Source organism: Rhodoferax sp. (assembly GCF_039922535.1).
In the GTDB taxonomy this organism is placed as follows: Bacteria; Pseudomonadota; Gammaproteobacteria; order Burkholderiales; family Burkholderiaceae_C; genus Rhodoferax_B.
Map to the genome: position 1 here is coordinate 25768 of NZ_JBDTEM010000429.1, position 13818 is coordinate 39585.

A 13818-nucleotide genomic window follows, 5' to 3' on the forward strand; every position below is an offset into this window, starting at 1 on the left:
TTCACAGTGCGCCTGCCACAAAAAAGCTGGGCGCAAAAGGCCAGGGCTCGGCCATGGCGTCGCCTATTGACTGGCTGCCAACCCTGCTGGCCAAAGGCCCGCAGGCCTTGCAGCGCCAGCACCTGCGCTACCAGTCGCAGCCTGCGGCCCGGCCCCGGCTGCACCTCATCGTGCTGGACACATCGGGCTCCATGCGCCAGGGTGGCCGCTTGGCGCTGGCCAAAGGTTATGCCGCCCGCTTGATCGAGCAGGCCGCCCGCGCTGGCGATGACGTGGGCCTGCTGAGCTTTGGCGGCCGGGGTTTGGAATGGCTGGTGCCCCCCGGGCCTGCGCGCTCGGCCGGGGCTGCGCGGGTGCGCCAGTGCGGCGGCGGCGGCGGCACGCCCCTGGCGCAGGCGCTGGCCTTGGCCCAGCAGCGGATTGCCCAGCCATCGCGCCGCGCCGCCAGCCCGCCCCTGCTGTGGCTGCTGACCGATGGCCGCACGCTGGAGCAACCCGCCGCCCCCACCACCGCCTCCGTGGTGGTCGATTTTGAAGACCCCCGCCGTCCCCTGGGCCGCTGCGCCGCCTGGGCTGCGCGCTGGGGCGCTGAATACCGTTTGGCTTCTGCCTTGAAATTATGAGCACCATCACCGAAGTTATCGTCTGCACCACCTGCCGCCCCGCCAACGTGCCGCGCGACCAACCCGCCCCCGGCGCTGCCTTGTACGAGGCCGTGCAAGCCGCCGCCTGGGACATCCAGGATGCCGACCCCGCCCAGCTCGCCCAGGTGCGCATACGCGGCGTGGAATGCATGACCGGCTGCAACCGCGCCTGCACCGTCACCTTCCAGGCGGCTGGCAAATACCTGTATTACTTCGGCGACCTGGCCCCTGACGCTGAAACCGCCGCCCACATCCTGGCCTGCGCGCAACTGCACGCCCAAACCCCCGACGGCACCCTGCTGCGCAACGACCGGCCCGCACGTTTGCGCAACGGCATCCTGGGGCGCATACCGCCGCTGCAGGCGGGGTAGTGGCGCGACTACGCGGGCAGAAAGTGGCTTGCTACAGGTTCTCTGTTTGCTATTAAAAATAGAGCTACTTGCGAAGGTGCTGTCTGCGCTGGAGCCATATTCTTCTTGAAATTTTTGGCCTCTTTAGCCCGTGAGCGTTTTGAGAAAAAGCCCGCAGCCACACGGGGCAGCCGTCTTCCCGCAAAATCCGCCCTCGCACGCTGCCACCGTGGCAAGCGGCTTTTTTGAACGCACGGCGCTACAGCATGACCACCTCCAACCCCATAGCCCAACCCCTGCCGCGCTCGGTGGCCCGCTTGGGCTACGCCGGGTTGCTGCCTTTTGTGGCCTTGGCCGCAGCCGCGTGGCTGGCCCCCGTGGCGTACCGCGCCCAGGCCGCCTTTGGCCTGCTGGCCTACGGCGCCAGCATTGCCAGCTTTTTAGGCGCGATCCACTGGGGCTTGGCCATGCGCGGGCCGCAAGCCTTGCAGCCCGGCCCATTTGTGTGGGGCGTGTTTCCCAGTTTGGTGGCTTGGCTGGCACTGCTGCTGCCGCTTTCGCAAGGGCTGCTGACCCTGGCGTTGTTGCTGGGCATTTGCCTGGCGGTGGACTGGCGTAGCTACCCGGCTTACGGGCTGGGCGGGTGGCTCAGCATGCGGCTACACCTCACCACCGTGGCCGTGTTCAGTCTGCTGGCTGGCAGTGCGGCGCCATGAACCCGTCATCGTCAACAGGGCCCACACCATGCTTTTAAACGAAGACTACCGCCAGCGGGTGGTACTGAACCACCACGATCTTGACTGGGTCGGCAGCCCAGAGTCCGGCGTAGAGCGCCGCATGCTCGACCGCATAGGCGACGAGATAGCCAAAGCCACGTCCGTCGTGCGCTACCTGCCGGGCGCAAAATTTGGGTCGCACATGCATGCCTTGGGCGAAGAAATCCTGGTGCTGGAAGGCGTGTTCAGTGACGAGTACGGCGACTACCCCGCCGGCAGCTACATGATGAACCCGCCCGGTTCAGCACACGCGCCGCGCAGCGCGCAAGGCTGTGTGCTGTTCGTCAAGCTCCGGCACCTGGGGCCCGACCAGCAAGCGCGCGAAGTGGTGGACACCCGCACCGCCCAGTGGCACCAGGGCATGGTGCCGGGCCTCACCGTGATGCCCCTGATGCGCCAAGGCCTGGGCTCCACCCTGGTGCGCTGGGCACCCAAAACCTACTTCAACCCGCATCGGCATTTTGGTGGCGAAGAGATTTTTGTGGTGGACGGCGTTTTTGAAGACGAGCAGGGGCGCTACCCCAGCGGCTCGTGGATCAGAAGCCCGCACCTCAGCCTGCACACACCGTTTAGTGAAGAGGGATGCACTATCTTTGTGAAGACGGGGCACTTGGTTGAGGGTTAGGGCGGGGTGGGCTTTGGGGTAGCAGCTCGGCCGCTTGGCGGGCGGATGTTTGCTGCTATCTATAGCGTAGCTGCTCACGCAGATATTACATGCGCTACAGGCACTTTTGATTCACCAATAAACGTGCCCGCCCGGCATGCCGGTGCTCGTCAACGCGACAGCAGTTCCACGTAAGCCTGGTAGCTGTAGCTGCGGTTCTTTTTTTGCCCTGTCATTTCTGTGACGATGCCCAGCTCTTCCAGCACCTTGACTGCTGCCGTCGCGGTGGGGAAGCTGGTGTCCAGTTGCTGGCGAACCCGCTCTATGGTGAAGCGCGGCATCATCGGCAGCAGCTCAAACAGCCGGTAGCTTGCCGGCCCTGCCTTGGGGGACTGCAGCAGGCGCTTGCGGTCTGCTGCTACCAGGCTGGCTACCTCGATGATGTTGCGCTCGGCGCTGCCTGCGGCAGACTCCACGCCCTCCAGGAAGAACGCCACCCAAGACTCCCAGTCGCCATCGGCACGGGTGGCAGACAAGCGGCGGTAGTACTCCAGCTGGTGCTGCTTCAGGTAGCCGCTCAGGTACATCAGCGGCTCCGACAACAAGCCCCAGTGCTCTAGCAAGGCGGCAATCAGCAAGCGGCCGATGCGCCCATTGCCATCCAAAAATGGGTGGATGGTTTCAAACTGCGCGTGCACCAAGGCCACCTTCACCAGCGCGGGCAAGTCCTGCGCCTCGTCGTGGATAAAGCGCTCTACGTCCACCAGCAAATCAGGCACCAGCTCAGGCGGTGGGGGCACAAAAACGGCATTGCCCGGGCGCGTGCCGCCAATCCAGTTTTGCGAGCGACGCAACGCACCGGGCTGCTTGCCCGCACCGCGCGCGCCATCCAGCAGCAGGCGGTGGGCTTCGCACAACAGCCGCACGCTGATGGGCAGGCCCTGGGGGCTGCGCAGTTGCTCCTGCACCCAGCGGAAAGCGCGCAGGTAGTTGGTCACCTCTTCCACATCGTCGGTGTTGCTGACCTTGAAGCCCGCTTCTTCGTCGAACAAATCGGTCAAGGTGGCCTGCGTGCCTTCGATCTGCGAGGTCAGCAGCGCCTCGCGGCGGATGGCGCTGTACAACAGCCAGTCCAGCGACGGCACCAGGCCAGACACCCCCGCCAAGCGGGCCAGTGCAAGCTCGGCCTGGCGTGCCAGGTCGGTATAGACGGCGGGCGACAAAGCAGGGTCTGCCGGTGGCAAGGCAAGCGGCACAAATGCCCGCACCGATTCCCCCAAGGTGGTGGAAATGGCGTAACGGCCTGTGGTTCTGGGCATTGAAAGGATTCTTTAATTGGGCTTGATTAAATTAAAGCATTCTTTAATTTGATTGGCAACTGTTAAAGAAGTCTTGCATTGCAGGCACGGGGGAGGCTGCTGCGTCCACCGTATTGCCTAAATAAGGTATCTGGAGAAATATGAAGAAATAAGCCTCCAGCGCATGTTCTACCTGCGCAGGAAGCTGCGAAAAATATAGCAATCACATTGAAAGGTATTTACCCAGTCACCGCCGCCAGGCTGCTTGGAAGCGAGCCATGCGCATAATATGCGCACGCTTATCTCCATGAGGACTCCACCATGTCCACAGCCGCCATCGCCACCGGTACCACCACGCGCAAACGCGCCGTTAACCTGACCTTGAACGAAGGCCTGGTCGCGCAGGCCAAGACTTACACCAGCAACCTCTCCGCCACCATGGAAGAGCTGCTGGCCGCCTACGTGGCGCAACAGCAGCAAGCCCAGCTCTCACGCCAGCAGCAGGCCGACGCAGCCGCCATGGACTGGAACGCCGTGCACGCCGCCGTGGGCTCATTTGCCGATGGGCACTCCACCCTGTAATGGCGCAGTTCGACGTACACCGCAACAAAGGTGCACTGAAGGAGACCATCCCCTTCGTGGTGATCGTGCAGTCAAGCCTGTTTGACCGCTACCGCAGGCGCATGGTGGTGCCCCTGGTGTGCCGCAGCGTGTTGCCCGCCAACACCAGCACTGCGGGTTCGCGCATGCACCCCGTGTTTGAAGTGGAAGGCGTGCCGTTGGTGCTGCACCCGCTGGATATGGTGTCTGTGGCGGTGGACCAGCTGGGTGAGCATGTCACCTCACTGGCGGAGCAAGGGCAGGCGATTGCGGATGCGCTGGATGAATTGCTGGCGCGGGCTGGGGAGTGACTGGAGCGGGGAATGCCCAACATCACCGCGTGCGGGCTAGCCCGTTTGGAGTGCTTATTCCATTTCCAGATCAATACGAGATTAGGCGCGAAGCCGCAGACAGTGGTTTGCCACGGCAAGGCGAAGCAACGACATATTCGGATTGATCTGGAAATGGAATTACACACAGTGGATGTGCTGTGGCCGATTGAATCAAAAGGAAAAGAACATGCTGTTAACTGACATCGCCGTAGAACACACCATTGCGCCCCCCAAAGGAGGACTGAGCGTGAACGTGGTGCTGCACCCGTTTACCAACACACAACGCGACTCGCTCGGCAAGTTTGAGATCGTCCGCAGCGTGCGTGAGCCGGAGGCCAAAGAAGTGAAACACTCCACCTTCGTGTCGTTCCCGCAATTGGCGGAGCTGTACGCCAAAGGCGTGCTCGACGAATACGGCTTCTCCGTCCGCATGTGTGCTGCCAACGGCAAGCACCCCAAGACAACCCCCACCAAAAAGCTGCTCCCCGCCCACATCAAGCCAGGCGCCGCGTTCGACCTGGCGGTGCAAGCCGTGGATGTGTCACAACCAGCCACCCGCGAGCTGAGAACTGCGTTGCTGCGCACGGGCGTCAAGCTGTAGTGGTGCTATGGATTTGGGAGCTGCTTGCGCAGGTTCTATGTGCGCTAGAGCCACTTTTTATCCATAAATTCATTTTCTGGAGTTCACCATGTACGCAACGCTCTCCATCACTGGCATCCTTGACGGAGCATAGGCAAGCTATTGCGGATGCGTTGGATGCGTTGGATGAGTTGCTGACGCGGGGTGAGGGTGATTTGGGTGAGTGGTCAGCAAAAGGCTGATTGCAGGCGGTCGAAATTCTTTGGAGGAATTTGGGTGCCAACCAATGCGTACGTCAAGATGCGTGAGCTCTCCAGATTTGAGCGAAACGCGTGTCGGAAGATCGGCCCATCGCCTGTACTTCAAGTCCTGAGCTTAGTCCATATAGTCGAAGCTAGCGGGTTTCCCGTCCCACGCGCTGTACAGGTGCCTGCCATCCCAGTAGCCGACGCGGCCGCCCTCGTAAACCTTACGAGTTGCTCGCCACACGGTCTCGGCGCAGTGATGACCAATAGCGTCCTCGCCAAACGACGGTACTTGTGTCCCTCGCTGTCCGTAGCCATCGTGGTTCACCGTGCGAAGAGGTAGGGACATCAATAGCGCGGCGTGTTTGGTTTCCTTAAGGATCAGCGCGAACTTGTTGTGGGTCATGTTGTACCCCCAAGTCGCATGAAGCACCCTTGGGTCGGCTGCCGGGGACACCTGGTGCAGCAGGCGGCTGACATTCTCCCTGGACACGAGCGACGACTTGTCCTTGACGATTCCGTTCGTGGCCGTCGCGCACCACTGCGCTATGTCCGCGGTAGTCGCTAGTTCGATGACATTTCCTGCTCGAGCAGCAAACCGCCTGGCGCTCGGCAGATATGTAGAGGTAGTGACGAACATCCCTTTCGGAGCTTCCTCGACGGCCATAACGCCTCGAAGCGCAGCGACAGCGTCAAGCTCAATCTTGCGGTGTGGCGCATACCGCTTTGCCTGAACGAGGGTTAGGACGTCGCCCAATGGACCGCGTTGCCAGAAGCGGATATCAACCCCTCCGTCTCCGGAGCCCGGTCCCAACTCTGTGGTGAATCCCTGGTTCTGGAAGACTCGGCTCAGCAGGATCTCAAACGCGCGTGGTTTCAGACGATGAAAATGGTCTGGATTGGCGACGAAGTGAGCGTAAAGCTCTTCGTAGACGTCCCCGGCATCCGGCTGGATCAGCGAGCAGACCCACTGCCAATGGAAGTACGACTCGAACGCCGCGTTCAACGCCTCGTCGTTTGCGTAGAAGTAGTAGGTGTAGCCGTTCTGGTTCTCGCAAAAAAAGCCTAATGAGGCGACGAACTCATGGAACGGCGGTCCCTCCACCCCAAGGTCTTCATCCAGCACACGCGTCAGGTCACCGCCGGTGTACAGAACGGTGACCACAGCAGGTGAGTCAGGTTCTCCGCCGACGTGCTGAAGAAAATCCTTGAAGCCGCTGTCCAGCCAGAGGTCGCGCTCCTCGGCCCATTTTCGGATGGCCGTTTCAAGCCTTGATACCTCCTGGAGCAGTTGAGTGTCCGTGTAACTGACGTTCATCGAATAAGTATTTGAAGGAAGGGTGATGTTGGAAAGCATAGCGCGCAAACTTCTGCAAAAAACGCCGGGGCCAACAACCAAGACGTCTAGCTCCGCTCGCGAATGCTCGCAAAGCGACGATCCTTGATCCTTCCGACTATTCCCGCGAACGGCGGCAACCGCTGCTTTGCAGTCGTAGTCGTCTATCCTCAGCGCGAATCCCGCCGCAGCAAATACGTATCCATGATCCACCCATGCGCAGCCCGCGCAGCCTGCCGTTCCGCTTGAATGCGCCCACTCACCTCCGCTAGCGGCCCGGCAATGCACATCTGCTGCGGCATACCCAAATACGCCCCCCACCAAATCGTGATCCCCGCAGGCGGCAGGTGCTGGAAGGCGCAATGCCCGTCCAGCATCACAGCCACGGTGCCCGCGCTTTCAGGCCAGCCGTGGTCACGCAGTTGCCGTCCGGTGGTGATGGTGACGGGGGCGTTGATGTCGTTCAGCGCAATGGCGTGCGCGGCGGTCAGCGCCTGCAGCGCGGTGATGCCGGGTACGACCGATACGGTCAGCGCCAGCCGCAGCTTCAGCCGTTCGGCAATGCGCAGCGTGCTGTCGTACAGCGAGGGGTCGCCCCACACCAGCAGGGCCAGCTTGCCGCCCTGCGGCAGGTGCAGCAGGATCTTGCTGTGCCAGACATCCGCAATCGCGTCGTGCCAGCGGTGCACGCCTGCGGCGTAGTCAGGGTCGTCGGCATCGCGCACCGGCATGTCAAAGCCCACTACTTGTGTCGCGGGGTTGGTAACCAGCTCTTGGCATAGCTGCAGGCGCAGCTCGGCGAGATCGGCTTTGCCTTCGCCCTTGTGGGGCACCAAGATCACATCGGCCGCGTTGAGCGCTTTCACGCCCTGGCGGGTGACGTGATCGGGATTGCCGGTGCCTATGCCGACGAGGCACAACTCGATGCTCATTCGGTGCCTGCTGGAAAGCGGGGGGCTGTTCCCAGTGGGCGATAGCGGCGGTCGTAGTCGCCGGCATACAGGCGGCTGGTGTCGAACTCTTCGGCGCCGAGGGTGCGGCCGACCAGGATCAGCGCGGTGCGCTCCATGCTGTCGCCGACTGCTGCCTCTATCGTGGCCAGCGTGCCGCGCACCACGCGCTCATCCGGCCAGCTGGCGCGCCAGACCACGGCCACCGGGCAGTCTGCGCCGTAGTGGGGCGTTAGCTCGGCCACCACGCGCGGCAGTACGTGGACGGACAGGTGGATGGCCAGCACGGCCTGGGTGGCGGCAAAGCGGGCCAGCGACTCGGTGCTGGGCATGGCCGATGCGCGGCCCGAGGTGCGCGTCAGCACCACCGATTGGCTCAGGCCCGGCAGGGTCAGTTCTGCCTCCAGTGTGGCCGCCGCCGCCGCAAACGCGGGTACGCCGGGGGTGACGGTGTACGGAATACCCAGCGCGCGCAGGCCACGCAGTTGCTCGCCCATGGCCGACCACACCGACAGGTCGCCCGAGTGCAGGCGGGCTACGTCCTGCCCGGCGGCATGCGCGGCGCTGATCGCTTCGAATATCTGCTCCAGCGACAGGGACGCGGTGTTGACGATGTGCGCACCGGGTGGGCAATGGGCCAGCACGCCCGCGGGCACCAGGGAGCCTGCGTAGAGGCACACCGGGCTGGCGGCAATCAGATCGCGGCCGCGCAGGGTGAGTAGATCGGGGGCGCCGGGGCCAGCGCCGATGAAGTGGACAGTCATGGTGGGGTGTTTTCTGTGGAGGCGAGGGCGGCTGTGGCCATGCGGTCGGGGCTGGTGCAGCGGCTGGTCAGCAGCACGGCAGCCGGGCCTACTGCCGCCAGCGCGGCGGCTTCGGCCACGCTGTGCGCGCCATAGCGGGCGGGCACATGGGCGCTGGGCGTGGCGGATTGGCGGACTAGCTGCGGCAGGTGGATGGGGGCAATGGGCAGTTGCAGTTCTGCGGCAAGTTGCAGCAGGGCGGGGTGGGCGGCTTTGTCGGCGGCGGTGACCAGGGCGGTGAGTGTGATGGCGGTGCCGTGGGCTGCCTGTGCCGCAGCCAAGGCGGCGTTAAGCGCGGCGCGCAACGATGCCACGCTGCTTAGGGCGCGAAAGCCCAAGCCTGCCACGGTCATAAAACCACGCTCCATTGCACCACCGGGCGGCTGGGCTGCCAGCCGCGCATGCGGCCCAGGGGCGCGGCATGCGCCAGCTCGATGCGCAGTAGCGTGCCACCGTGCTCGGCATGCAGTTGCAGCAGGGCGGATTCGGTCTCCAGCGTCACGGCGTTCACCACCAGGCGGCAGCCTGTGGGCGCTGCGGAATGTAAGCGGGCAAACAAAGCCGCATCAAAACCACCGCCGACAAAGATGGCTTGGGGCGTGGGCAGGTCGGCCAACAGGTCGTTGGTGGCACCGTGGTGTGTGTTCAGGCGGTGGTCTATGCCGAAGGATGCAGCGTTGGCGCGGATGTTGGCCACGCGCTCGGCGTGCTGTTCTACCGCGCTGGAGGTGCCGCCCGCCAAACACCATTCCACCGACACCGAACCCGAGCCCGCGCCCAGGTCCCACAGGTGTGCGCCGGGGCGCGGTGCCAGGGCGCTGAGGGTGAGGGCGCGGATGGGTGACTTGGTGATTTGGCCGTCGTGGGCAAAGTTACTGTCTGGCAGGCCCGGTGTGTGCGGCAAGCCCAAGGGGCCGACGACCTGCACGGCCACGGCCACCGGGCTTTGGATGTCTGCAAAGTCCAGCGCGTCGGCAGTGCCTTGGCGTATGCGTTCGCGCGGGCCGCCCAGGGCTTCCAGCACCCACAGCGCCGACGCACCGCAGCCTTGCTCGGTGAGCCATTGCGCAAAGTCCTGCACCGCCGCGCCGTCACGCAGCAGGCACAGCAGTTGCGCACCGCCGTGCAGAGCAGGGCGGGTGCGGGTAAAAGGCGCGGCGTGCAGGCCGAAGCAGTGCACCTGCTCCAAGCGCCATGCCAGGCGGGATGCAGCCAGCGAGAAGGTGGAGGGGGCCGGAAAAGCCTGCCATTCGCCGGGCACCAGGTGCGCCGCCAAACTGCCACCTGCGCCAAACCAGAACGGGTCGCCCGAGGCCAGCACCGCCACCGGCTGGCCGCGCAGGGCCAGCACTGGGGCGACATCAAACGGCAGCGGCCACTCTGTTCCACGGCTGCCCACCTCGGCCAGCGCCAGGTGCCGTGCGCCGCCGAACACGTGCTGCGCGCGGGCCAGGGCCAAGCGGCTACCATCGCCCAGGCCATGCAGACCATCTTCTCCGATACCAATGATTGACAGCCAGGGTTCAGACATAGCGCGCACCTTGTTGCGTGTTTTGGTGCTGGGCGGCACCACCGAGGCCAGCCGCCTGGCGCAGGCATTGGCGCAGGCAGGCGTGGACGGCATATTTTCGTACGCGGGCCGCACCAGCGTGCCCATCGCCCAGCCGCTGCCCACCCGTGTGGGGGGCTTTGGCGGGGTGGCCGGCTTGCAGGCCTATTTGCAGACCGAGCGCATCACCCACGTGGTGGATGCCACCCATCCGTTTGCTGCGCAGATGAGCAGCCACGCCGTGCAGGCCTGCGCTGCCGTGGGCATACCTCTGCTGGCACTGGAGCGGCCCGCATGGCAGGCCCACAGCGGCGATGTGTGGCAGCACGTGCCGGATATCGCCGCTGCGGTGCAGGCCTTGCCCGCTACGCCTGCCCGCGTGTTCTTGGCCATTGGCCGCCAGCACCTGGCTCCGTTTTTGGCCTGTGCGCAGCATTGGTACCTGTTGCGGCTGGTGGACCCGGTGCTGGACCTGCCTACTGAGCGCGGCCACGTGGTGCTGGACAGGGGGCCGTTTACCCTGGAGGGCGACCGGGCCTTGCTGCACGCGCACGGCATCAGCCATGTGGTGTCCAAAAATTCGGGCGGCGCGGGTGCGCAGGCCAAGCTGACGGCGGCTCGGGAGCGGGGCTTGCCGGTCATCTTGATCGACCGTCCGCCCGTCCCCGCCCGTCAAACGGTGGGCACCATAAACGATGTTTGCCTTTGGCTGGGCTGCGCGGGTAGCTAGAAAAATCATAGCGCCGAGCGTGGGGTGTAAACGAAGCGGCCCACGCGGCGGGTGGCGGAGTTGCCCACGATCACCACGGTGCGCATATCGGCCATCTCGGGCGTGGCTTCCGCCAGCGTGACGGTGCGCAGCTTTTCTTCGGGTGTGCTGACAGCGCGGGCAAAGCTGATGAGCCGGTCGGGTCCGCAGGTGTCGCGCAATATGTCCAGCACGCGGCCAAAAGTGTGCGGGCGGCTGGCCGAACGCGGGTTGTAAAACGCCATCGCAAAGTCGGCCCCGGCGGCGGCGCGCACGCGGGCTTCGATCAGCGCTGCGGGTTTGAGGTTGTCGCTGAGGTTGATGGCGCAAAAGTCGTGGCCCAACGGAGCGCCCGCGCTGGCTGCCGCGGCCAGCATGGCGGTGATGCCAGGCAGTACGCGGATATCCAGCGCCTGCCATTCGGGCCGGTTTTCAAGCGCCTCGAACACCGCTGACGCCATGGCAAATACGCCCGGGTCGCCCGACGACACCACCACCACCCGCCGCCCCTGTGCGGCCATGTCTATAGCGGCACGGGCGCGGTCTAGCTCCACCCGGTTGTCGGACGGGTGCAGCCGCAGCCCGGCGCGCGGTGCGATGCGGGCGACGTAGGGGATGTAGCCGACCACATCGGTGGCGGCTTCCAGGGTCAGCGTGACCTCGGGTGTGACCAGGTTGGGGTCACCAGGCCCCAGGCCCGCGATGCACAGCCAGCCGCTCATTCCTGCACCTCGGGGCGGCGGCCATGGCCGTGTACCAGCACGATGGCGAAATAGGGGCAATCTGTGCCATCCACCTCGGCCAGCGGCACGACGCGCTCGCCCGGCATGGTGCCGCGTTCGACCAGCCAGGCCTGGTCCAGCCGCCCGGCGGCGGCCAGCGCGCGGCGCACGCGGGGCAGGTTGCGGCCGGTTTTCATGATCACCAAGGCATCGGCCGATTGCATGTGGCGCAGCAGCTCGGCTTCGGGCAGCGTGCCCATCAGCACCACCAGCACATCGTCGCCCCAGGTGATGGGCGTGCCGGTGGCCGACCAGCAGCCCACCATGCCGGGGATGCCCGGAATGACTTCCACCGTGGCGCGGCCCTGCAGCCGGGTGTAGAGGTGCATGAACGACCCGTAAAAGAACGGATCGCCTTCGCACAGCACCAGCACGTCCTCGGTCTGCGCCAAGGTGGCCAGGCGCGTGGTCCAGTCGTCGTAAAACGCGGCCAGGCAGGCGATGTATTCGGGGCTGTCAAAAGGCAGCTCGGTGGTCACCGGGTACTCCATCGGGTACTCGACCACATCGAGGGCCAGCATGCCGTCCACGATCCGCCGGGCCTGGCCGGGGCGGCCTTGTTTGCGGAAATAGGCCACGTGGCGGGCGGCACGGATGGCGCGGTCAGCGCGCACGCTCATCAGGTCCGGGTCGCCAGGGCCCAGGCCCGCGCAAAGGATGCGGCCCATCAGATCTCCCTCCGGCAGGCGAGTGCGTTGACTGCAGCGACGGTGATGGCGCTGCCACCCAGGCGACCTTGTACCGCCATGGCGGGTACGGGCGGCGCAGCCATCAGCGCGGCCTTGGATTCGGATGCACCGATAAACCCCACCGGGCAGCCAATGATGGCGGCTGGGCGCGGGCATGTAGGGTCTTGCAGCATGTTCAGCAGGTGGAACAGCGCGGTGGGGGCGTTGCCAATCGCCACCACGGCCCCGGCCAGATGGGGCCGCCACAGCTCCAGCGCGGCGGCGCTGCGGGTGGTGGCCATGGCCTGGGCCAGGTCGCGCACAGTGGGGTCGTTCAGCGTGCAGATGACCTGGTTGTGTGCAGGCAGGCGGCTGCGGGTAATGCCTTCGCTGACCATGCGCACGTCGCACAGGATGGGCGCTCCAGCTTCCAGGGCTGTGCGTGTGGCTTCGGCCATGCCCTCGGTAAAGCGCACGTGGGCTTCCAGCCCGACCATGCCGGTGGCGTGCACCATGCGGACCACGGCGAGCTCTTCGATGGGGTTGAAGCGCGCCAGATCGGCCTCGGCCCGGATGATGGCGAAGGACTGGCGGTAGATTTCTATTCCATTGGTTTCAAATTCATGGCGCATGGAATGTCGGGAGCAAATGGGAAGCAATTGTTTCAAGAGAAAGGGCCAGCAGATCGGGGGCCGAGGCTGCTGTGCCGTGGTGGATTAGGTTGAAGCCCGCCGGTGTGGCTACCAGCGTCAGGGCGGCGCGCGGGTGGGCGCAGCCCTTGCTGCAGCCAGACACATGCAGTAGCTGTCCGGCGGGCACCGAGGGAGCCAGTGCGCGGGCCAGCGGGCGGGTCGCGGCGGCAGCTTGCAGGCAGCCCGGCGCACCGGTGCAGGCGACCACCCGCAGACGGGCATCCAAGGCCTCGGTGACCAGGCCGGGTATTTCGGGTGCGTGCTGCAAGCCTTCGACCAGCAGCATGCGCCAAGGGGTTAAGCGCAGTGCGCCCAAAGTGGCCAGGGCGGCCAGCGTGTCGGCTTGCAGTTGGCCAAATTCCGCGCCCACCAGCCAGCCTGCAGGGGTCAAACCTGGCGGGGGTGGGGCGGCGGCAGGTGAAAAATCTAAGGTGGTCTGAAAACCCTGTGGCAGTGCAGGCTGCGGGGTCAGGGCAGCCATTCGCGTCTTGCCTCCCTGGGCCAGAAACCAGTGCGCCAGCGCCATCGCGGCGGGTACGGCTTCCTCGGCGCTGACGCAGGCACCGGTGGCATAGCCCTCGGCGCGCACGGTGACGCCGCCGGGGCCGCGTTCGATGCGGATGTCGGCTGAGTCGGCCCGCAAGACCGCTTGCGCACCGCAGTCCACGGCAAAGCCAAACTTGCCAGGCAGGGCCGGGGCATCTGGCGCGGCCAGGGCCTGGGCCAGCGCGGCGGCGATGCGCTGCGTGCCGTCCTCCGGCTGCCACAAAGGGCTGACCAGGATGTTGCGCCGTGACTCGCTGTCGGCGCTGCTGTCCAGCAGACCCAAGGCGTCTAAGCCCTGCAGCAAGGCAGCGTGCG

At 65.0% G+C, this 13818-nt stretch carries 19 protein-coding genes; 9 read left to right on the top strand and 10 right to left on the bottom strand.

The annotated features are described in order from the left end of the window. The first annotated feature begins 53 nt into the window (after nt 1-53). The 4 genes from ABI213_RS20445 (at nt 54) to ABI213_RS20460 (ending at nt 2395) form a co-directional block, all read left to right on the top strand. Nucleotides 54-623 (top strand): VWA domain-containing protein, encoded by a 570-nt coding sequence (locus ABI213_RS20445; protein WP_348014702.1) that lies wholly within the window; start codon nt 54-56, stop codon nt 621-623. Then, nucleotides 620-1015 carry a DUF1636 domain-containing protein gene (locus ABI213_RS20450; RefSeq protein ID WP_348014703.1) on the top strand — a complete coding sequence of 132 codons (396 nt, stop codon included), beginning with the start codon at nt 620-622 and terminating at the stop codon, nt 1013-1015. The genes ABI213_RS20445 and ABI213_RS20450 overlap by 4 nt, the downstream gene beginning before the upstream one ends. 245 nt (nt 1016-1260) lie before the next feature. Continuing rightward, nucleotides 1261-1710 (top strand): DUF3429 domain-containing protein, encoded by a 450-nt coding sequence (locus ABI213_RS20455; RefSeq protein ID WP_348014704.1) that lies wholly within the window; start codon nt 1261-1263, stop codon nt 1708-1710. Nucleotides 1711-1738: 28 nt separating this feature from the next. Further along, on the top strand, nt 1739-2395 hold the full coding sequence (locus ABI213_RS20460; RefSeq protein ID WP_348014705.1) for a cupin domain-containing protein: 657 nt from the start codon (nt 1739-1741) through the stop codon (nt 2393-2395). A gap of 149 nt (nt 2396-2544) precedes the next feature. On the opposite strand, the gene ABI213_RS20465 is transcribed toward ABI213_RS20460, so the two are convergent. Continuing rightward, a complete protein-coding gene (locus ABI213_RS20465) occupies nt 2545-3693 on the bottom strand; it encodes a Fic family protein (RefSeq protein ID WP_348028450.1) in 1149 nt (382 codons plus the stop codon). 300 nt (nt 3694-3993) lie between these two features. Here ABI213_RS20465 and ABI213_RS20470 point away from each other — a divergent pair, with 300 nt between their 5' ends. From ABI213_RS20470 to ABI213_RS20485, 4 genes are read left to right on the top strand one after another with little or no spacing between them, the layout of a single operon-like run. Further along, nucleotides 3994-4254 (top strand): type II toxin-antitoxin system CcdA family antitoxin, encoded by a 261-nt coding sequence (locus tag ABI213_RS20470; protein WP_348014565.1) that lies wholly within the window; start codon nt 3994-3996, stop codon nt 4252-4254. Further along, nucleotides 4254-4583, top strand: a complete 330-nt coding sequence (locus ABI213_RS20475) for a CcdB family protein (protein ID WP_348014566.1) — start codon at nt 4254-4256, stop codon at nt 4581-4583. Before ABI213_RS20470 ends, ABI213_RS20475 begins: the two co-directional genes overlap by 1 nt. 12 nt (nt 4584-4595) lie before the next feature. Continuing rightward, nucleotides 4596-4805, top strand: coding sequence for a hypothetical protein (locus tag ABI213_RS20480; RefSeq protein ID WP_348028452.1), 210 nt, complete (start codon nt 4596-4598; stop codon nt 4803-4805). Then, the gene (locus tag ABI213_RS20485; protein WP_348008192.1) at nt 4792-5205 is read left to right on the top strand and encodes a hypothetical protein; all 414 of its coding nucleotides are present in this window, start codon (nt 4792-4794) and stop codon (nt 5203-5205) included. Before ABI213_RS20480 ends, ABI213_RS20485 begins: the two co-directional genes overlap by 14 nt. Nucleotides 5206-5559: 354 nt before the next feature. Here ABI213_RS20485 and ABI213_RS20490 read toward each other — a convergent pair whose 3' ends face one another. The 5 genes from ABI213_RS20490 to cbiE all read right to left on the bottom strand — a co-directional run bounded on the left by ABI213_RS20490 (nt 5560) and on the right by cbiE (nt 10049). Beyond that, nucleotides 5560-6786 (bottom strand): restriction endonuclease, encoded by a 1227-nt coding sequence (locus ABI213_RS20490; RefSeq protein WP_348008191.1) that lies wholly within the window; start codon nt 6784-6786, stop codon nt 5560-5562. Between the two features lie 149 nt (nt 6787-6935). Then, complete coding sequence (gene cobF, locus ABI213_RS20495) at nt 6936-7697, bottom strand: precorrin-6A synthase (deacetylating) (RefSeq protein WP_348008190.1); 762 nt, start codon at nt 7695-7697, stop codon at nt 6936-6938. Next, nucleotides 7694-8479 carry a precorrin-4 C(11)-methyltransferase gene (cobM, locus tag ABI213_RS20500; RefSeq protein ID WP_348008189.1) on the bottom strand — a complete coding sequence of 262 codons (786 nt, stop codon included), beginning with the start codon at nt 8477-8479 and terminating at the stop codon, nt 7694-7696. The genes cobF and cobM overlap by 4 nt, the downstream gene beginning before the upstream one ends. After that, complete coding sequence (locus ABI213_RS20505) at nt 8476-8871, bottom strand: cobalamin biosynthesis protein (RefSeq protein WP_348008188.1); 396 nt, start codon at nt 8869-8871, stop codon at nt 8476-8478. Before ABI213_RS20505 ends, cobM begins: the two co-directional genes overlap by 4 nt. After that, on the bottom strand, nt 8868-10049 hold the full coding sequence (gene cbiE / locus ABI213_RS20510) for a precorrin-6y C5,15-methyltransferase (decarboxylating) subunit CbiE (protein ID WP_348008187.1): 1182 nt from the start codon (nt 10047-10049) through the stop codon (nt 8868-8870). The genes ABI213_RS20505 and cbiE overlap by 4 nt, the downstream gene beginning before the upstream one ends. A gap of 10 nt (nt 10050-10059) precedes the next feature. On the opposite strand from cbiE, the gene ABI213_RS20515 reads away from it, so the two are divergent. Beyond that, nucleotides 10060-10797, top strand: a complete 738-nt coding sequence (locus ABI213_RS20515; RefSeq protein WP_348008186.1) for a cobalt-precorrin-6A reductase — start codon at nt 10060-10062, stop codon at nt 10795-10797. A gap of 5 nt (nt 10798-10802) precedes the next feature. Here ABI213_RS20515 and cobJ read toward each other — a convergent pair whose 3' ends face one another. From cobJ to ABI213_RS20535, 4 genes are all read right to left on the bottom strand, one after another. After that, entirely contained in the window at nt 10803-11537 is a 735-nt protein-coding gene (gene cobJ / locus ABI213_RS20520) for a precorrin-3B C(17)-methyltransferase (protein ID WP_348008185.1), read from the bottom strand. Beyond that, entirely contained in the window at nt 11534-12265 is a 732-nt protein-coding gene (locus ABI213_RS20525; RefSeq protein ID WP_348008184.1) for a precorrin-2 C(20)-methyltransferase, read from the bottom strand. The genes cobJ and ABI213_RS20525 overlap by 4 nt, the downstream gene beginning before the upstream one ends. Beyond that, nucleotides 12265-12897 carry a precorrin-8X methylmutase gene (locus tag ABI213_RS20530; protein ID WP_348008183.1) on the bottom strand — a complete coding sequence of 211 codons (633 nt, stop codon included), beginning with the start codon at nt 12895-12897 and terminating at the stop codon, nt 12265-12267. Before ABI213_RS20530 ends, ABI213_RS20525 begins: the two co-directional genes overlap by 1 nt. After that, nucleotides 12887-13818, bottom strand: a 932-nt coding sequence (locus ABI213_RS20535) for a precorrin-3B synthase (protein ID WP_348028454.1), incomplete at its 5' end; no start/stop codon positions are given. The genes ABI213_RS20530 and ABI213_RS20535, both read right to left, overlap by 11 nt.

Coding starts and splice junctions, on each gene's coding strand:
- ABI213_RS20445 (WP_348014702.1), top strand. CDS start 54: ATGGCGTCGCCTATTGACTGGCTGCCAACCCTGCTGGCCAAAGGCCCG.
- ABI213_RS20450 (WP_348014703.1), top strand. CDS start 620: ATGAGCACCATCACCGAAGTTATCGTCTGCACCACCTGCCGCCCCGCC.
- ABI213_RS20455 (WP_348014704.1), top strand. CDS start 1,261: ATGACCACCTCCAACCCCATAGCCCAACCCCTGCCGCGCTCGGTGGCC.
- ABI213_RS20460 (WP_348014705.1), top strand. CDS start 1,739: ATGCTTTTAAACGAAGACTACCGCCAGCGGGTGGTACTGAACCACCAC.
- ABI213_RS20465 (WP_348028450.1), bottom strand. CDS start 3,693: ATGCCCAGAACCACAGGCCGTTACGCCATTTCCACCACCTTGGGGGAA.
- ABI213_RS20470 (WP_348014565.1), top strand. CDS start 3,994: ATGTCCACAGCCGCCATCGCCACCGGTACCACCACGCGCAAACGCGCC.
- ABI213_RS20475 (WP_348014566.1), top strand. CDS start 4,254: ATGGCGCAGTTCGACGTACACCGCAACAAAGGTGCACTGAAGGAGACC.
- ABI213_RS20480 (WP_348028452.1), top strand. CDS start 4,596: ATGCCCAACATCACCGCGTGCGGGCTAGCCCGTTTGGAGTGCTTATTC.
- ABI213_RS20485 (WP_348008192.1), top strand. CDS start 4,792: ATGCTGTTAACTGACATCGCCGTAGAACACACCATTGCGCCCCCCAAA.
- ABI213_RS20490 (WP_348008191.1), bottom strand. CDS start 6,786: ATGCTTTCCAACATCACCCTTCCTTCAAATACTTATTCGATGAACGTC.
- cobF (WP_348008190.1), bottom strand. CDS start 7,697: ATGAGCATCGAGTTGTGCCTCGTCGGCATAGGCACCGGCAATCCCGAT.
- cobM (WP_348008189.1), bottom strand. CDS start 8,479: ATGACTGTCCACTTCATCGGCGCTGGCCCCGGCGCCCCCGATCTACTC.
- ABI213_RS20505 (WP_348008188.1), bottom strand. CDS start 8,871: ATGACCGTGGCAGGCTTGGGCTTTCGCGCCCTAAGCAGCGTGGCATCG.
- cbiE (WP_348008187.1), bottom strand. CDS start 10,049: ATGTCTGAACCCTGGCTGTCAATCATTGGTATCGGAGAAGATGGTCTG.
- cobJ (WP_348008185.1), bottom strand. CDS start 11,537: ATGAGCGGCTGGCTGTGCATCGCGGGCCTGGGGCCTGGTGACCCCAAC.
- ABI213_RS20525 (WP_348008184.1), bottom strand. CDS start 12,265: ATGGGCCGCATCCTTTGCGCGGGCCTGGGCCCTGGCGACCCGGACCTG.
- ABI213_RS20530 (WP_348008183.1), bottom strand. CDS start 12,897: ATGCGCCATGAATTTGAAACCAATGGAATAGAAATCTACCGCCAGTCC.